This window comes from Flavobacterium humi (assembly GCF_004745595.1).
In the GTDB taxonomy this organism is placed as follows: Bacteria; Bacteroidota; Bacteroidia; order Flavobacteriales; family Flavobacteriaceae; genus Flavobacterium; species Flavobacterium humi.
In genome coordinates, this window is record NZ_SRLH01000001.1 from 603563 (window position 1) to 622601 (window position 19039).

Here is a 19039-nt window from a genome sequence, read left to right on the forward strand (position 1 = left end):
TGACTTTATGTTATTCGAAGATCTATCACTTTCAAAAAGTATCCAAAGAGCCGTTTTTGAAGAAGGCTATACAAACCCAACCCCAATACAGGAACAAGCAATACCGGTAATTTTAGCCGGGCAGGATTTAATTGGCTGCGCACAAACCGGTACCGGGAAAACAGCTGCTTTTGCCATTCCAATCATCCACAACCTGCACCGCATTGTAGGTTCCTCAAAAAAAGAAAAACTAATCCGGACCCTTGTGGTAACGCCAACGCGCGAACTCGCCATTCAAATTGGTGAGAGTTTCGATACTTACGGGAAATATACCAATTTAAGGCAATTGACCGTTTTTGGCGGTGTTTCCCAAATCCCGCAGGTAGACCAACTCAAAAAAGGCGTTGACATCCTTATTGCCACACCGGGACGTTTACTGGACCTGCACAAACAGGGATTCATAGATTTGAACCACCTACACCATTTGGTACTTGACGAAGCAGATCAAATGCTGGACATGGGATTCATCAATGATGTGAAAAAAATCATAAAGCTGACGCCAAACAACAGGCAGACGCTATTGTTTTCTGCCACCATGCCTATAGCCATCCGCGAATTGGCCGAAATGTTCCTTACCGATCCTGAAACGGTACAGGTTTCGCCTGTATCATCTACTATCGACACGGTGGACCAACGCATTTATTTTGTGGAAAAATCAGATAAAAGACAATTGCTTTACCATATTATCCGAAATGAAAAATTAAGCAACATTTTGGTTTTCTCCAGGACAAAACATGGCGCGGACAATGTAGTGAAGGCATTGCGCAAGCAAGGCTTGAGTGCCGAAGCCATCCATGGGGACAAATCACAAAACGCAAGGCAGAGAGCGCTGGATAATTTCAAAAACAAGGAAACCAATATCCTTGTAGCTACCGATATCGCAGCACGTGGAATAGATATCGAACAATTGCCGTTTGTCATCAATTTTGACCTGCCTAATATTCCTGAAACCTATGTCCACCGTATCGGAAGGACCGGCCGTGCAGGAAACGGGGGAATTGCCATATCCTTTTGCGGAAAAGACGAAGAACCGTACTGGAAAGACATTATCAAGCTAACCAAAGCCAAGGTAACTACGATTGAAGAACATCCTTACCCTTGGAAAAATAATGCGGGCGAACCTATACAACCGGAAAGCAACTCGAACAGAAGTGCCGGCCGCCATAAATCATCCCGGAAATCGGATAATTCCAAAAAGAACAAGAAACGCTGGTATTAATAGAAACAAAAAAAAGTCTTAGTTGGGGAGCTAAGACTTTTTTTCAATCAAATAAACAAACTAAACAATATACCAATTATTTTTTCATGAAAATATTAGTATAATACTTTTTCCCTTCTGCATTTGCACGAATGGATATTCCAAAATGGGTGTAATCCCCTTCTAAATTTACTTTGTGGCTTTCGCTGTTCAACCAGGCGTTAACAACACTTTCGGCAGAAGAATAATTGCAAGCCAGGTTTTCGCCTACTGTTTTGGCGCCTAAACCTTCAACAATTTTCTCGTATCTGTCCTGAAAAAAATTATGGCTTATCGTTCCGGTAGAAATCATGTAGTTGTCATGCTCTTCCGATACAAAAGAAATATAATCCACTACTTGTAACCTGTTTAGGCCGATACTAGCTCTGTGGTCGTTAATCAGTTTCATAACCTGTTCTTCTTCGCTGATATAACTGTATTTTGCATCCAATTTCGGGTCTCTAACCACTGTTTCTTCATCGCTTCCTCCAGAACATGAAATAAATGAAGTTGAAATCAAAACTAAAAAAACAACCTTCGCTAAAATCTTTTTCATATAAATAATTTGTTAGTGAGTTAACATCGATTTTTGGATAAATTTCGATGCCGCAACATTACAAACTATTCGATGAAGTGCCAAATAAAATCGATAAACTGCACAAAATCAGTTTATTGATGTAATAATTCTTACGATTAAGGTTCCAATCTTTCTATTTTCCAGGAGAAATCGTCCTGGATCTGAAAACGGATTCTGTCGTGAAGACGATTGGGTCTTCCCTGCCAAAATTCCATCTCTTTTGGTTCTACAATATAACCTCCCCAGTGTTTTGGCCTTGGAATCTCTTTTCCTTCAAAATCGGCTTCCAGTTGTTTTAATTTTTCTTCCAAAACCGAACGCGAGGGGACTACTTCGCTTTGGTTTGAAACCAGTGCGCCCAGCTTGCTTCCTTCCGGCCTGGATTCAAAATAACCGTCGGACAGGTTTTCCGCAATTTTCCTGGCTGTGCCTTTAATAATAACTTGCCGTTCCAGGGAATGCCAAAAAAAAGAAAGGCATACATTCGGGTTGGCCGCTATGGCTTTTCCTTTTTCGGAATTGTAATTCGTATAAAAAATAAAGCCTTCAAAAGTGAATTGCTTGAGCAGTACTACCCTGTTTTTAGGAAAGCCGTCCAGCCCAATGGTAGCAACCGTCATGGCATTTACTTCGTCAACACCTCCGAAATCCTCCACTTCATGGAACCATTGCTTAAAAAACGTGATCGGATCTTCCGGAAGGCTGTTTTCCAGCAACTCGCTCTTTTGGTATGATTTCCGGTAATTACTTAAATCTTCCATATATCCAGAATATTAAATTTTGCTTAAAAATCCTTTGATTTGCCTTATTTTGAATGCATTTCTTTCAAAAACAAGCCGAAATTCATTCAAATTGTGCTTATTGCCATTCAAACGTGGCACCGTCATCTCCTAAAACGGTATTTTCAAAAATGGTCTTCGCTTCTTCCTGAAACAGCTTGATGGAATCGTATCGGGTAGAATAATGCCCTAAAATCAACTGTTTGCAATTAGCCTTCTTTGCGATCATGGCTGCTTGTTTGGCAGTAGAATGCATTGTTTTTTCGGCTAAGGCTTCTTCCGATTCCAAAAAAGTGGTCTCGTGGTAGAGGATATCCGTATTTTCTATAATCGGGAGGATCGTTTCGGTATACATCGTATCGGAGCAAAAAGCATAACTTTTAGGCGCCGGCGGATCGAAAGTCAAAGCAGCGTTTGGAATAACCCGGCCATCTTCAAGGGTAATGTCTTTGCCGTTTTTGATATTTTGGAAATAACACTTCTCAATAGCATGCTCCTGGACGGCAGCAACATTAAGTTTGCGTTCTTTTGTTTTTTCCAGGAATAAAAAGCCATTGGTATAGACCCGGTGCTTTAACGGAATTGTTTTGACCATTACTTTTTCGTCCTCAAAAATCACCTCCGGTTCCGTAGAAGACAATTCTACAAAATGCAGTCCATATTGCGGCCAGGAATTGGATAATTTCAATTGCAGCCTGATGATTTCCTGGATTCCTGTTGGGCCGTAAACGGTAAGGTCATTGTTTCTGTTGAGCAGGTTAAAGGTCGAAATCAAACCGATCAAACCGTAAAAATGATCTCCGTGCAAATGCGAAATGAAAATGTGGTTAATTGCCGAAAACTTGATCTTGTTCTTTCGCAGCTGTACCTGTGTCCCTTCGCCACAATCGATCAGGAACAACCTGTTCCTGATTTCCAATACCTGCGATGTAGGATTTGTAAACGTTCGTGGCGTTGCGGCGTAACAACCAAGTATGGTTAAGTTCATTAGTTTTTATTCTTTCTTCTGTCGCGTTCTGTTTTAATCAATGTCAATTCGCGGCTTGTCTGCCCGGCTACTGACGTATTTTCTTCCGCACGTCTTATCAGGTAAGGCATAACGTCTTTTACAGGCCCAAAAGGTAAATATTTGGCAACATTGTAACCTTCAAACGCCAGATTGTAGCTGATATTGTCGCTCATGCCGTACAATTGCCCAAACCAAACCCTGAAATCATTTCGGGTAATCCCTTTGAAATTCATCAATTCCATCAGTTTATAGGAACTCTCTTCATTATGGGTCCCGGCAAAAATGGCCATTTGGTCTATATGTTCCACCATGTACGCCACAGCATCATCGAAATTGTAATCCGTAGCTTGCTTGGAAGCACAGATCGGGGATTTATACCCTTTTTCTTCGGCACGCTTGTTTTCTTTTTCCATGTAAGCGCCGCGAACGAGCTTCATTCCTATGTAAAATCCGTCTTTTTTAGCTTGCTCGTGCAGTTTTTTCAAATAATCCAGCCTGTCCCAGCGGTACATCTGCAAAGTATTGTATACGACTGCTTTTTCTTTGTTGTATTTTTGCATCATGCGGGCCACAAGGTCATCGGCAGCATCCTGCATCCAGCTTTCTTCACCGTCTATCAGCAGCGCAATGTCATTATCGTAAGCCGCTTTGCATACGACATCAAAACGGGCTTCCACCCTATTCCATTCTTCCTGTTCGTCTGCGTTGAGTGTTTTGCCTTCGCCTAATTTCTCATACAATTCGAAACGCCCAAAACCTGTTGGCTTGAATACGGCAAAAGGGATTGCTTTTTTCTCTTTGGCAAATTCAATGGTTTTTAAAGTCATAGAGAGAGCATCGTCAAAATGCGCTTCGTCTTCTTTTCCTTCCACAGAATAATCCAAAACCGAAGAAACGCCTTTGGTAAACATTTTATCTACCACCGGAATACAGTCATCTTCCGAAACACCACCGCAAAAATGATCGAAAACCGTAGCTCGGATCAGTCCTTCAACAGGCAGGTTCGCCTTCAAGGCAAAATTGGTTACGGCTGTCCCAATCCTAACCAAAGGCTGGGAATCAATCATTTTAAATAAAAAATAAGCTCTGTCGAGTTCTGTATCGCTTTTAAGGGAAAAAGCATTCTGCGTATTATTGAAAATTTTATCCATGTGAAATAATAATGTTATGCAAATATACTACTCAAGCGCATTTTTTTAAATAAAAAATACTTTATTTTGCGGAACAAATCAAACTTTTACCTTTATGGTTCCCATTGTCTCTAACGGATATTCTATTTATTTTAACCAGGAAGGTTACGTCAGTTTAAATGCCTACCTGAAAGAAAATACATTTTCCAAAATTTTTATTCTGGTAGATGAAAATTCCAATGAATTTTGCCTTCAGAACCTTCTTCCGCAACTGGAAACGGAAACGGTCATCGAAATTATAGAACTGGAACCGGGAGAAGAAAACAAAACGATAGAAACCTGTGTCCAGGTATGGAATGTGCTGATTGAACTCGGCGCAGACCGCAAAAGCCTTATGATCAACCTGGGAGGCGGTGTCATCACTGATTTGGGAGGGTTTGTAGCCTCTACTTACAAAAGAGGTATCCCGTTTATCAATATCCCAACGACTTTATTGTCTATGGTCGATGCTTCGGTAGGCGGTAAAAACGGTGTCGATTTAGGCGGGTTGAAAAACCAGATCGGGACCATAACCAATCCGGCAATGGTGCTTGTAGATTCGGATTATATAGATTCGCTTCCGCAGAACCAAATGCGTTCCGGCCTGGCCGAAATGCTCAAACACGGGCTGATCGCAAAGAAAACGCACTGGGAAAAATTCAGGCAGATGGAGCACATCGATTTTGCCGATTTTGATGACCTGATCCGGGAATCGGTGGAAATCAAAAGCAATATCGTCACTCAGGACCCAACGGAAAACGGCATCAGGAAAGCACTTAATTTCGGGCATACTTTAGGACATGCCATCGAAACCTATTTCCTTGAAAATCCGGACAAAACATCTTTACTTCACGGCGAAGCCATCGCTGCGGGAATGATTATGGAAAGTTTTATTTCCTGGGAACAAAACCTTATTTCAGAAGGCGAATTCAACGAAATAAAATCGGTTTTAAACGGTATTTTCGACAGGATCGATATTGACGAATCGGAAGAAAACAGGATTACCGAATTACTGATCCACGACAAAAAAAACGAGTACGGGAAAGTGCAATTTGCGCTTTTAAACGGCATCGGAAATATCAAAGTAAACCAAATCGTTGAAAACGAAAGTATTAACAGAGCATTTTCCAATTATAAATCGTAAAGATTTTTTAATGAAATGTTTTTTTATCCGATATATAATTTTTTAAATTTGCCCTCATGGATAAACGCAAGAAATGGTCTAAAAACACAACGTATCAAGATATGATTCTGGATATGCCGCACGCCATTTTGAAATCTGCGAAAAAGTTCAAAACCGCAATTTTGGAGCCGTTATCCGCCAACACTTTTACCAATAAGGAATTGGAAATCATTTTCGCAAATATTAGAGTTTGAATAAATTGTATGATTTTTTTTTATACTTTTAATTCTAATTTACTGATAAATAAATGAATACAAAATATTCTGACCTAATAAATCAAACTTATTATTTTCCACAAGAGGAATTTAACCTAAATAAAGACAATCTGGAGTTTCACAAAATCGATTTAATGAAATTGGTTGAACAATACGGAACGCCTTTAAAATTCACCTACTTACCTCAAATTTCCAACAACATCAAAAGAGCCAAAGGCTGGTTCCGAAATGCCATGGAAAAGAACAATTACGAAGGTAAGTATTACTATTGTTATTGCACGAAAAGCTCTCATTTTGAATATATTATGAATGAAGCTTTCAAAAACAACATCCATATCGAAACCTCTTCCGCTTTTGATATCAATATTGTGGAAAACCTGATGCAGTCCGGCAAGATCAACAAAAGTACTTATGTGATTTGTAATGGTTTCAAACGTGACCAATACATCGAAAATATTGCACGGATCATCAATAACGGCCATAAAAACACTATTCCGATCATTGACAATTATGAGGAACTGGATTTATTGCAGGCGGAAATAAAAGGAAAATTCAAAATCGGGATCAGGATTGCTGCCGAAGAAGAGCCTAAATTCGAGTTTTATACCTCGCGTTTAGGAATCGGATATAAGAATATCGTTGCTTTTTACAAAAAACAGATTCAGGAAAATAAAAAGCTGGAGCTTAAAATGCTACACTTTTTCATCAATACCGGGATCAACGATACGGCTTATTACTGGAATGAGCTGGTAAAATGTATCAAAGTATACATTTCACTTAAAAAGGAATGCCCGAGTTTGGACAGTTTGAACATCGGCGGTGGTTTCCCTATCAAGAATTCATTGGCGTTCGAATACGATTACCAGTACATGATTGACGAGATCATCAACCAAATCAAGATTGCCTGCGAAGAAGCTGAAGTGGATGTACCGCATATCTTTACGGAATTCGGTTCGTTTACCGTTGGGGAAAGCGGCGGTGCGATTTACCAGGTTTTATACCAAAAACAACAAAATGACAGGGAAAAATGGAACATGATCGATTCGTCTTTCATTACCACTTTACCGGATACCTGGGCCATCAACAAACGTTTTGTCATGCTGGCCGTTAACCGGTGGAACGAGACGTACGAAAGGGTTCTTTTGGGCGGAATGACTTGTGACAGTGATGATTATTACAATTCCGAGCAAAACATGAATGCTATCTACCTGCCTAAATACAACAAGGAAAAACCTTTGTACATCGGTTTTTTCAACACGGGAGCATACCAGGAGACCATTGGCGGCTACGGAGGCCTGCACCACTGCCTGATTCCGCAGCCAAAACACATCCTGATCGACAGGGATGAAAACGGTATTATCGCTACGGAAGTTTTTTCTGAAGCACAAAAAGCCGAAGATGTTTTAAAAATATTAGGTTACAATAAATAAAATTCTATTTTTGGAACAATTTCCATTCGCATTTGCAAAAATGGATCTGAATACAAATATTAACTATCCGGATAAACGGATAAACGCATAAAAAAACAAACAATGAAAGGACCTATAAGTCAGTTTATAGAAAAACACTACCTGCATTTTAATGCGGCAGCGTTAGTAGATGCAGCAAAAGGATATGAGGAACATTTACTGGATAACGGTAAAATGATGATTACCCTTGCCGGGGCCATGAGTACGGCAGAGCTTGGAAAATCATTAGCAGAAATGATCCGCCAGGACAAAGTACATATCATTTCCTGTACCGGAGCCAATCTTGAAGAAGATATAATGAACCTTGTAGCGCATAATTCCTACAAAAGAGTGCCGAATTACAGAGATTTGAGCCCTCAGGAAGAATGGGACCTGTTGGAAAACCATTACAACCGTGTAACCGATACCTGTATCCCGGAAGAAGAAGCGTTCCGCAGGCTGCAATCACACCTGTTTGACATCTGGAATAAAGCCGATAAATCAGGCGAAAGATATTTTCCTCATGAGTTCATGTACCAAATGATCAATTCCGGCGTTTTAAAACAATATTACGAAATTGACCCTAAAGATTCATGGATGGTTGCAGCAGCAGAAAAAAACTTACCTATTGTAGTTCCTGGTTGGGAAGACAGTACTATGGGGAATATTTTCTCTTCTTATTGCATCAAGGGCGAATTCAAACCGACCACAATGAAAAGCGGTGTGGAATATATGATGTGGCTTGCAGACTGGTACCCTAAGAATTGTGCCGGCAAAGGAGTTGGTTTCTTCCAGGTTGGCGGTGGAATCGCAGGTGATTTTCCTATCTGCGTGGTGCCAATGTTATATCAGGATATGGAAATGCATGATATCCCGTTTTGGAGTTATTTCTGCCAGGTTTCGGATTCGACCACAAGCTACGGTTCCTATTCAGGAGCTGTTCCTAATGAAAAAATCACCTGGGGCAAGCTGGACATCACCACTCCGAAATTTATTGTGGAATCAGATGCTACAATTGTAGTTCCATTAATTTTTGCTTATATTTTAGATTTATAATATTTATGAAAAGAATTATCGTTGATTATTCAAAACTAACAGGCGAGATTTTAAACCTATTAGTCGAAAAATTCCCTGACGGATATGATGATTCCGATATTGTCCGTTTTAAAAATGCCAAAAACGAAACTGTCGAAGCCGTAGAAGTCAGAACCGAAGACACTATCTATCTTGTAAAAGTAAGTACCAAGCTTGCTGACAGGATCGAGAATTATGACGAAGATGATGAATTAGAAACAGAAGGGGAAGATTCATTGGACGCATTGAAAGAACTGGAAATCGATGATGCTGATGATGACGATGACGTGGATTCCGACAAAGCGGAAGATGATACCGAAGATACTGATGAAGACACCGAAGATTCGGACATCGAGGACGAAGACGATGATTCAGAAGAAGATTAACAAAAAAGGAACTCAAATTGAGTTCCTTTTTTTATTTCCTGTTGCCAACGTTTTTTAAAATCCCAAATCACGTTCTATTTCTTCCATTTCAATCAAATCATGTGCTTCCAATAAGGTCGGAACCACATGCAAAGAAGATGGCACATCATTAAAATCAATAGCCGATGTGACTAATACGAATGATTTCTTCTCTTTTTTAAACTTTTTGGCCAGGTCCTGAAAGGACTTTACAGCCTTTATATCCAATGATGCGTCATGGGACATGTCCAAAATGACATTCGTTTCTTTAAAGGTGGCAAACTGATTTGTCACTTTCTCCAAAAAAACACCCGAGTCGCTTTCGGTATCCCTTATTATGGTGGTATGTCCTTTGTGTTCTACTTTCATACTACAAATTTACTTAATTTTTGAAGCCAATAGATAAATTACTGCCATTCTTATCGCTACCCCGTTTTCCACCTGGTTCAGTATCACCGATTGTTTCGAATCTGCAACGTCGGATGTAATCTCAACACCACGGTTGATAGGCCCTGGATGCATAATTACGATTTCCTTCTGTAAGGAATCCAATAATGCCTTATCCACTCCATATTGCATCGCGTACTCGCGGGTTGACGGGAAATAACTAATGTCCAATCGTTCGTTCTGCACCCGAAGCATGTTAGCCACATCGCACCATTCCAAGGCTTTACGCAAATTTGGCTCCACTCCTACACCCAATTCCCCGATGTATTTGGGAAGCAATGTTTTAGGTCCGCAAACTTTTACTTCTGCCCCTAATTTCTGTAAGGAATAAATATTGGAAAGCGCTACTCTCGAATGCAGGATATCCCCCACAATAACGACTTTCTTACCGGCTACATCCCCTAGTTTTTCACGGATCGTATATGCATCCAGCAAGGCCTGGGTTGGATGTTCGTGCGCCCCGTCTCCGGCATTTACAATACTTGCTTTCACATTTTTAGACAAAAAAACCGCCGCACCGGGAGACGAATGCCTCATGACCACCATGTCTACTTTCATGGAAAGGATATTGTTTACGGTATCTATCAGTGTTTCTCCTTTTGTTACGGAAGATTGTGAAGCAGCAAAATTAATGACATCGGCCGAAAGCCTTTTCTGGGCCAGTTCAAACGAAAGTTTTGTCCTGGTGCTGTTTTCAAAAAATATATTGGCTATTGTAATGTCTTGTAAGGAAGGTACTTTTTTGATCGGGCGGTTGATAACTTCTTTAAAATGATCGGCAGTTTCAAAAATGAGATTAATATCGTGCTCATTAATGTATTTTATTCCTAATAAATGATTTACGCTTAATTCCTTCATTTTACTTTGTAATTAATTCTACTGAATCCTCTCCTGCGGTTGCTGCCCATTTGACCACCACTTTCTCATTATTTATGGCATCCACCTGTCTTCCGCGATAATCGGGCTGTATAGGCAAATGACGGCTGAAACGCCTGTCAATAAGCACCAGCAGTTCAATTTCGGCTGGTCTTCCGAAGGATTGTATCGCCGTTAATGCTGCCCTGATGCTTCGACCAGTATAGAGTACATCATCAATAAAAATGACTTTTTTATTTTCTACCGGAAAATCAATCTGTGTTTTATTGGCCTCCAGTGTTTCGCCCCTGCGGAAATCATCCCTGAAGAAAGTGATGTCCAGAAAACCCAAAGAAACGGCCGGGATTTGGTACTCTTCTTCTAAAATCTGCTTTAAACGGTTGGCTAATTCCACTCCCCGGGGTTGGAGCCCTATCAAAATCGTATCGGAAAAATCAAGGTGATTTTCAATTAACTGACAGGCCAAACGGTGAAGTATGATGGTTACTTCTTTTTGATTGAGCAAAATTTTTTGACTCATAGCTGGTTGTTATGTTTGGAGTGTAAAATTAAGGATTTTTTTGGATAAAAAAAGGGCCTCTTAATCGATGGGTTAAAATATTATTGCCGATTTATATTTCAAGGCTTCGACAGTTGGGAAACTTTCTCTTCTTTTGCTATTTTCATTGCAAAAAAAAGCCTTGCATTTCTGTAAGGCCTTTATGCTGTTAATTTTTGATAAACCTGGTAGTTACCGTTCCTTTATCGGAATCAATCCTCATAAAATAATGGCCTTTTGCCATCATGGAAACATCTACAGTCCTTGTATTGTGCGCGTTGGGAATGGACAGTGCCAATTGCCCTAAAGTATTGTAAACCGTAACAGACGTAATTTCAGCAGCTCCGGTAGAGATATTCAGCACATCATTTGCCGGATTCGGATATACATCGATAAGAGAAGCTAGAGCAAAATCTTCGGTACCTAAAGTACAGGAAGAACTTACGGCGCAATTTACATAGTTATATTGATTGACGATATTCTGTACCAGGCTGATTTTATTTTCATTGGTACAGATCAAGCCCAGCCCCGGATTGCTGGAAAATGTAAAAATATCGTTGACTCCGCCAGTATAACCTGTATTTTTAAACAAGATAGTATGTAGGTTATTCCGATCGCATGCCAAAGTGGTAAGATGGCCGAGTTCGTTTACATCCAGCTGCGTCAACTGATTGTTACTGCAATAGATTTCTATAAGATTATACAGCCCGCTAACATTCAAATAGGTCAATTCGTTCATATGGCAATACAAATATTTCAGGTTGTTCAGTCCTGTAATATTCAAGTTGTTGATATGATTGTTCCAGCAATACAGGTAATCCAGGTTAGGCACTCCGCTGGCATCCAGGGCAGTCAGCTGGTTGCTTCCGCAAGATAAGGAACGAAGACTGGTCAATCCGCTTAAATTCAAACTCGCAAGCTGGTTGTTCCCACACAAAACCTCGTTAAGATTTGTCAGGCCCGTAATACTTAAACTGGTTAATTGGTTATTGTTGCAATGCAGGTATTTAAGGTTCGACAACTGGCTGACATTCAGGCTTGCCAATAGGTTATTATCGCAACCCAAACGTTCCAGTTGTACCAATCCTGAAAGGTTCAGGTTTTGTATCTGGTTTTTATCCAGGAGCAGTTTCTTAAGATTGGGCAATCCGGCCACATTGACCTGTTGTAAGTCGCAGAACGTCAGCTCCAATTCAATAAGATTTGTCAGGGTAGAAACATTTACGGTACTCAATGCCAGATTATAGCAGTACAGGTTTTTAAGATTGGTAAAGCTCCCAACGCCCGTAATATCGTGCATCTCCGGCATATGGAACACAAAAAGAGAAACTACGTTAGCCGTTTCACTGACTTCAATCTCACCATTATGGTTGGTATCAATCGTAATATTATTGCCGGCGGCATTTTTTGCGATGCCCTGGCTTGGGCTTGCTTCCAGCAACCTGGCTTTAAAAGCAGCATCGGGAATGCTAATAACCTGCGCACGCACTCCTGTAAAAAGGCATAAAGCCAATAGTAGAAAGTAGCTCTTCTTCATGGGTTAAATTTTAATAAAGATACGTTTTTTAGATTTTATTAACAAAAAAAGCCCCACAATTTTAAGGGCTTTTTTTGAAAAATATCTTTTTTTAATTCTTGACAAACTTCGTATTGGCAATTCCTTTATCGGTATGGGTTTTGATAAAGTAATTACCCGCAGCCAATCCTGAAACATCAATGGTTTTAATTTCTTTCGCATTTGGGATTACTAAAACCAATTGGCCTACCGTATTGTAGATACTAATAGAATTGATTTCGATGGTTTCTTTGGCAGAAATAGTCAATACATCATGCACCGGATTCGGATATACGTTAAAATAATTCGAAAATTCAAAATCTTGTCGGTTTAATGCCCCAATAGTCGTTGTGGCTGTATTGGTTACAACAGGAAAATTATAATCAAAATAAATACTGGCCGTATTGCTGAAAGTGTCTCCATTTACCAAAGTCGGTTTGGTCTTGATTTTAAAAGCTACGAAACCGTCATTATTGGCATCATCGAAAGGCAAGTTAATGTTCTGGAAAATGAATTCCACTTTATCGCCTTCGGTAATTTTTGTCACAAACGAATGGCTTCCTTTAATCGGAAGTAAGGAACTGATATCGAACTTAGCCGTATCGATCATATCTTTTACCACAATATTCTGGGCTGGGAAAGTTCCTGTGTTTTCAAAACGGATCATGTAATGCACATACTCTCCTATTTTAGTTGTCGAGATAGTACGGCCTTCCATACACGTTTTGTCATTCGGATCTAAAGAATTAACAACTGTCTGGTTAAGCTCAAAAGTATTGTCATTAGGAAATTCATCAGTTACTGCAGAAGTTATCGAAGCTGTGAAATTTAAAACATCGCCATTGTTCAAAGCCGGTGTTTCGGTTGGTGAATTCAAATTCAGGACAACTGAAACCTCCCTGCTTTCCAAAGGCTGCAAATTTGTAAAATCCCAAGACAGGCTATTTCCATTCTGATTGGCAATCAATGGGCTGGCAGAAACAAGATCCAAGGTTGCATCGTTGAAAGCCATGGAAACCGAACCTGATTGGATACCGGTTCCTTTGTTTTTATAAATCAGTTTATAAGTAGCATCAAATCCAGGTACGGCTTGAGCTATAGGCAGCAGCGTAATCTCCAAATCTTCATGCGTACCATTTGGAGTAATGCAGAAATTTTGTACAAACGGGCTGGTTTCTGTAGGGAATTCGACAGTAACGCTCGCAGGCGATACGGAAAAATACGCTGAATTCTCAACAAGCGGAGTTATCGTATGCGTACCCGAAGCTACAGGAATAGAATAATTCCCTGACATATTGGAAATCAAGCTTCCAGTAGCCACACCATCGCTGATATTGAATTTCAAATTTGAAAAAATAGCATCTGAAGCATCACAACCGTTGGCATCACCATCAAGTTTAATATTCCCTTGGATGAGATACGAATCACCTTCAGGTGCAAAAGAACAATAGGAATTAACATGGCAATTGACATAATTATTTTCGGCAATTATGTTCTGGATCTGCTCTAGTTGCGATTCATCGGCACAAACATATTCCAAGGCAGGATTTCCCGTTAGGTCAATTTCCTCTTCATTAATGCCATTTTTCAAGAAAACCGTTTTTAGCAAAGGAGAATTGCCGCAATACAAATATTGAAGTAAAGGAGAATGGATCACATTAAGCGTAGTCAATTGATTTTCAGAACAAGCAAGTCCATTAAGCATGGTCAAATGGTCAAGATCCAATACGCTTAGCTGATTGTTGGAACAATATAAATTTTCAATAGTATCTAAATCACTGGTATCCAGAGATGAAACCTGGTTATACGCAAAAGCAAGGGTTTTTAAATTAGTCAAACCTGTTACATCCAAAGACGTAATAGCGTTGTATGAACAATTTATAAAGTAGGCATCGGTTAAATGGCTAAGATCTAAAGCTGCCAACTGGTTTTTAGAGCAGTTCAGGTATTGTATTTCCTGCATCTCCAAATTCAAAACAGGCAGTAAATTAGAAGAACAATCCAAAGTTTGAAGGCTCGTACAACCACTTAAATCTAAGTTTGCAAGCTGGTTTTGACCACAACTCAGTTCTGTAAGCAAAGGCAGGTTATTTACTTCCAAAGCAGTCAGGTTGTTAGTACCGCATGACACTTTTTTTAGGGTTGGAAAACTATTCAAATGCAAGGAAGGCAACAGGTTTTTGCTACAATCTATAGTGGTAAGGTCCGGGATATCGGACAGGTTCATAACCGTGAGTTTATTGTTCCGGCAGTAAATAGTTTTTAATATAGGCATATTGGCAACGGTCAAGGAATTGATTTTTCCCGAATTGCCACAATTTAAATAGGATATCAGAGGTAGGTTTTGAATTTTTACGGTTTCCAGGTCACTTGCTGTTGGTATATTCAAACTTGTCAAAGCAGCCATGTTGGAAACCTCCAAGCTGACCAATTTAGTATTTTGCGTTAAGGATAAACCTTGCGTTGTCAAATTGTCAACCACCAAAGTTTTCAACAAAGGATAAGGAGAAAAATCAGGCCAGATATTCACATCTTTAATCACAACATTCTCTAAAGGGTTGCTATAAAATCCCAATGACCCGGTACAGTTCTTTATCGTAAGGTCTTTTACCTGGTTATTATTACAAACAAAATACTCCAGATGGGTAAAATCTACAAGGCTTAAGGAAGTTATCTGATTTATAGTGCAATCAATATTCTTTATATTAGGAAGATTGGTCGTAGTTAGCGTAACCAGATTGTTGTTCCTGCAATTTAAATCTGTAAAATAAGGCTTATCCTGAATATTCAAAGAAACAATTTGATTCTGAGAACAGGAAAGGTTTTTCAACATATTGGTATTATCAACATTTAAAGAGGTCAAGTTGTTCTTGTCACAAGACAAATCTTCCAAAAGAGGAGAACTGCTTATATCTAAAGAAGTTAAGTGGTTCTGATAACAGTTGATGGATTTTAATGCCGGCAAATTGGCGGTTTGCAAGGAAGTCAATTCGTTCCAGCCGCAATACAACGTTTCCAAATGGATTAAATCGGAAACATTTAAAGCTGCTATTGTATTTTGATTACAGTTCAAATCTTTTAGCATTGGAACATTTGTCAATACCAAAGTATTCAATCTGTTATAATTACAATCCAATACTTCTAATACAGGTAAATCTGACAGGTTCAATGAAGTCAGGAGGTTTTCATCGCATATGATCGATTTTATCCCGGGAGCACCAGAAATGGACAAGGAGGAAATCCCGTTAGAATGACAATCCAGGATTTCCAGTTCTGGCAAATTAGACAGGATAATCGAAGGAGCCCAATTATTGACCGTCTGCATATAATAACGGTTATGGTACCAGTTCAATTTTTTCAGGTGTGGCAAGCCATGGATATCGATTGGAAAACTAGATGAATTGTTTACACTGGTGAGTTCTTGTAGGTTTGTAAACGAATTCAGCGTATTCCAGCCTAAGGACACGGCACTCATACTGCAATCCAGCTTTCGTATGTTATGGAAATTTTCAAGGCCGGTAAGGGAATATATATAATCCCCACCCGTAAATCCTGGGACAATGGCCGGGCTTAAGTTCAATTCATACACATTTAATGCTTCGCTAACTTCAATCTGATTGTTGTTATTAGCGTCGATTTTCATGTTGTTGCCGTTTATGTCTTTGGCAATTTCACTATTTGTACCGGATAAAAGCAAACGATTTAAGGTCCGAAAGTCAAAATTATTGATCGTTTGTGCCGTAACACCATTAAAAAGGCCTAAAGCCAATACCAAAAAGTAGATTTTCTTCATTTATGGAAATTTTTGTGCAAATATAACTGTAAACAGCTCCTTTAAAATTATTTTTTCAATAAAAAAGCCCCATATTTCTATGGGGCTTTTTATTTTAATTTTTGATAAATTTCGTATTTGAAACACCTTTATCAGACTGGATTTTTATAAAATAATTACCCGATGCCAAATTAGAAACATCAACGGTTTTTATATTTTTTGCATTTGGAATGACCATAACCAACTGGCCAATTGTGTTATAAATGCTGATAGAACTGATTTCGATGGTTTCTTTAGCAGAAATAGTCAATACATCATGCACCGGATTCGGATAAACATTAAAATAATTCGAAAATTCAAAATCCTGGACACCTAATGCTGCAATGGTTGTAGTAGCAGTGTTGGTCACAATCGGGAAATTGTAATCGAAATAAATATTCGCATTTTTAGAGAAAGTATCTCCAGCCACTAAAGTTGATTTTGTTTTAATTTTAAATGAAACATAACCATCATTGGTAGCATCATCAAAAGGAAGATTGATATTTTCAAAAATAAATTCTACTTTATCGCCATTGATACGAGTATAAAAATCATGACTACCATTAAATGGAACAATTGAATTCACATCAAATTTTGCTAAATCAACCACATCTTTCACCACAATATTGGTAGCATTGGCAGAACCTGTATTTTCAAAACGAATCATGTAATGCACATAATCGCCAATTTTGGCAGTAGAAACTGATGTTCCTTCCAAACAAGTAATGTCATTAGGATCATATGAATTCTCAACGGTTTGATTTAAGGTAAAGGTATTGTTATTTGGCAACTCATCTGTATTAGCAGAAGCAATTGTAGCGTTATAAATTAAAACATCTCCCCCATTTACTGATGGCGTTTCCATTGGCGAATTGATATTCAAAACTACATTTATTATTCTGGTTTCAAATGGTTGCAGATTGTTGTAATTCCATGTTAACAATCCTGTGGTTTGAGCTGGATTATTGGTAGCTGAAACAAAATCAATTTTTGAGTCATCAAAAGTGAAATTTACACTGCCGTTTTCAACTAGATTTCCTTTGTTTTTATATACAATTTTATACTTTGCATCAAAACCTGGTCGTGCCGATACTAAAGGTAAAATTTTCAACTCTAAATCAGAATGAATACCATTTGGTGTTATACAAAAATCTTGAATAAATGGAGACAATTGTACAGGAAAAGAAACAGCAACCGCAGTTGGCGAAACAGCAAAGTAGTCAGGATTTTCAATTATTGGAGTAACTAGGACATTACCCGCCTGAACTATTGTTTTATATTCACCTGATAGATTAGAAATAATTGTTTCAGGATTTGCTTCATTAGTAATTAACTTCAAATTAGGATATACTATATCCAATTCATCACAACCATTATTATTTGTGTCAAATTTATTTTTCCCTTTTATCGTATAATATTGTCCTCCTGGCTCAAAACTACAATAACTATTAATAACTGTATTAAAACCAACTAATCCTGAATTCAAAATTTGTTGCAATTCTTGTGAGTTATCATCTATACAAATAAATTTAGGTTTTGGATAGCCTGAATCCATGGGTATAATTATCGAGTTTAATAAAGATCCATTCTTTAAAATTAAAACATTCATAAAATTATCACCTAGAGTCAATGTTTCTAATTTTGTCAAACAACTAAAATCAAAAATTCCATCGACAGGTTCACCACCTTCAAGATAAAAACAATTCAAGTTTTTTAAATTGGGTATTTGGCAAAAATTAAAATTTAGACAACTGTTATAATAAGTCAAATCCATAAGGTTTACGGAGCCGTTCAAATTTACATTTACATTATCATTAGGTAAAGCCGTATCATAAAACCTATTAAAATTTAAATCTAAAGAAATCAAATGAGTCAGATTTGAAAGATTAATCGATCCCATCAAATCAGTATTGGAATTATTAATCTTAACAAATTCTAATTGGGATAATTGAGACAAATCAACATCTATATTATTAAAAGAAATATAATCAAATGAAATTCTTTTCAAATTAACAAATGAGTTTAATCCTTCTAAATTTGAAATCAAATACGTTTCATCTTCAGCTGATATATAGGTATATACAATATTTAACTGAATAACATTTTGCGCTTCATTTTCTTGAATTTCTCCATCATTATTAACATCAACATCACCGTCAAAAATTCCATCGTTATTAAAATCCGCACAATTAAGTGTTAGTAATTTATTTTTAAAATTGGCATCGGGAATATTTACAATCTGTGCATTAATACCAGTAAAAAAGCCAAAAGCCAATAGCAAAAAGTAAAGTTTTTTCATTTATGTAATTTTTTGTGCAAATATAACTGTAAACAGCTCCTTTAAAATTATTTTTTCAATAAAAAAGCCCCATATTTCTATGGGGCTTCAGTTTTTTTAATTCTTGATAAACTTCGTATTGGCAGTTCCTTTATCGGTATGGGTTTTGATAAAATAATTACCCGGAGCCAATCCTGAAACATCAACGGTTTTTATATTTTTGGCATTTGGAATGACCATAACCAACTGGCCAATTGTGTTATAAATGCTGATAGAACTGATTTCGATGGTTTCTTTAGCAGAAATAGTCAATACATCATGCACCGGATTCGGATAAACATTAAAATAATTCGAAAATTCAAAATCCTGGACACCTAATGCTGCAATGGTTGTAGTAGCG

At 38.2% G+C, this 19039-nt stretch carries 16 protein-coding genes; 5 read left to right on the plus strand and 11 right to left on the minus strand.

The window, feature by feature from the left end:
* Nucleotides 1–7 precede the first annotated feature (7 nt).
* On the plus strand, nucleotides 8–1258 hold the full coding sequence (locus tag E4635_RS02585; protein ID WP_135525042.1) for a DEAD/DEAH box helicase: 1251 nt from the start codon (nucleotides 8–10) through the stop codon (nucleotides 1256–1258).
* A gap of 76 nt (nucleotides 1259–1334) precedes the next feature.
* On the opposite strand, the gene E4635_RS02590 is transcribed toward E4635_RS02585, so the two are convergent.
* The 4 genes from E4635_RS02590 to E4635_RS02605 form a co-directional block, all read right to left on the minus strand.
* Nucleotides 1335–1832: a CAP domain-containing protein gene (locus E4635_RS02590; RefSeq protein WP_135525043.1), complete on the minus strand. Its 498-nt coding sequence runs from the start codon at nucleotides 1830–1832 to the stop codon at nucleotides 1335–1337.
* 137 nt (nucleotides 1833–1969) lie between these two features.
* Complete coding sequence (gene pdxH, locus E4635_RS02595) at nucleotides 1970–2614, minus strand: pyridoxamine 5'-phosphate oxidase (RefSeq protein ID WP_135525044.1); 645 nt, start codon at nucleotides 2612–2614, stop codon at nucleotides 1970–1972.
* 97 nt (nucleotides 2615–2711) lie between these two features.
* The gene (locus tag E4635_RS02600) at nucleotides 2712–3620 is read right to left on the minus strand and encodes a ribonuclease Z (protein WP_135525045.1); all 909 of its coding nucleotides are present in this window, start codon (nucleotides 3618–3620) and stop codon (nucleotides 2712–2714) included.
* A complete protein-coding gene (locus tag E4635_RS02605) occupies nucleotides 3620–4792 on the minus strand; it encodes a proline dehydrogenase family protein (RefSeq protein ID WP_135525046.1) in 1173 nt (390 codons plus the stop codon). The genes E4635_RS02600 and E4635_RS02605 overlap by 1 nt, the downstream gene beginning before the upstream one ends.
* 94 nt (nucleotides 4793–4886) lie before the next feature.
* Between E4635_RS02605 and aroB the strand changes: the two genes are divergently transcribed.
* From aroB to E4635_RS15675, 4 genes are all read left to right on the plus strand, one after another.
* Nucleotides 4887–5954: a 3-dehydroquinate synthase gene (gene aroB / locus E4635_RS02610; protein ID WP_135525047.1), complete on the plus strand. Its 1068-nt coding sequence runs from the start codon at nucleotides 4887–4889 to the stop codon at nucleotides 5952–5954.
* A 286-nt stretch (nucleotides 5955–6240) separates the two neighbouring features.
* Nucleotides 6241–7638 (plus strand): type III PLP-dependent enzyme domain-containing protein, encoded by a 1398-nt coding sequence (locus E4635_RS02615; protein ID WP_135525048.1) that lies wholly within the window; start codon nucleotides 6241–6243, stop codon nucleotides 7636–7638.
* A gap of 102 nt (nucleotides 7639–7740) precedes the next feature.
* Entirely contained in the window at nucleotides 7741–8712 is a 972-nt protein-coding gene (locus E4635_RS02620; protein WP_135525049.1) for a deoxyhypusine synthase family protein, read from the plus strand.
* Nucleotides 8713–8717: 5 nt separating this feature from the next.
* Nucleotides 8718–9116 carry a DNA primase gene (locus tag E4635_RS15675; RefSeq protein WP_169630184.1) on the plus strand — a complete coding sequence of 133 codons (399 nt, stop codon included), beginning with the start codon at nucleotides 8718–8720 and terminating at the stop codon, nucleotides 9114–9116.
* A 54-nt stretch (nucleotides 9117–9170) separates the two neighbouring features.
* Here the strand turns inward: E4635_RS15675 and E4635_RS02630 are convergent, their stop codons facing one another.
* From E4635_RS02630 to E4635_RS02660, 7 genes are all read right to left on the minus strand, one after another.
* Complete coding sequence (locus tag E4635_RS02630; protein ID WP_135525050.1) at nucleotides 9171–9503, minus strand: ribonuclease Z; 333 nt, start codon at nucleotides 9501–9503, stop codon at nucleotides 9171–9173.
* A 9-nt stretch (nucleotides 9504–9512) separates the two neighbouring features.
* A complete protein-coding gene (locus E4635_RS02635; RefSeq protein ID WP_135525051.1) occupies nucleotides 9513–10439 on the minus strand; it encodes an aspartate carbamoyltransferase catalytic subunit in 927 nt (308 codons plus the stop codon).
* A gap of 1 nt (nucleotide 10440) precedes the next feature.
* Nucleotides 10441–10977 carry a bifunctional pyr operon transcriptional regulator/uracil phosphoribosyltransferase PyrR gene (gene pyrR, locus E4635_RS02640; RefSeq protein WP_135525052.1) on the minus strand — a complete coding sequence of 179 codons (537 nt, stop codon included), beginning with the start codon at nucleotides 10975–10977 and terminating at the stop codon, nucleotides 10441–10443.
* 187 nt (nucleotides 10978–11164) lie between these two features.
* A complete protein-coding gene (locus E4635_RS02645; protein ID WP_135525053.1) occupies nucleotides 11165–12532 on the minus strand; it encodes a leucine-rich repeat domain-containing protein in 1368 nt (455 codons plus the stop codon).
* Nucleotides 12533–12623: 91 nt separating this feature from the next.
* Nucleotides 12624–16343 (minus strand): DUF7619 domain-containing protein, encoded by a 3720-nt coding sequence (locus E4635_RS02650; protein ID WP_135525054.1) that lies wholly within the window; start codon nucleotides 16341–16343, stop codon nucleotides 12624–12626.
* A gap of 94 nt (nucleotides 16344–16437) precedes the next feature.
* Nucleotides 16438–18660: a T9SS type A sorting domain-containing protein gene (locus E4635_RS02655; protein WP_135525055.1), complete on the minus strand. Its 2223-nt coding sequence runs from the start codon at nucleotides 18658–18660 to the stop codon at nucleotides 16438–16440.
* A 96-nt stretch (nucleotides 18661–18756) separates the two neighbouring features.
* Nucleotides 18757–19039, minus strand: a 283-nt coding sequence (locus tag E4635_RS02660) for a T9SS type A sorting domain-containing protein (protein WP_169630185.1), incomplete at its 5' end; no start/stop codon positions are given.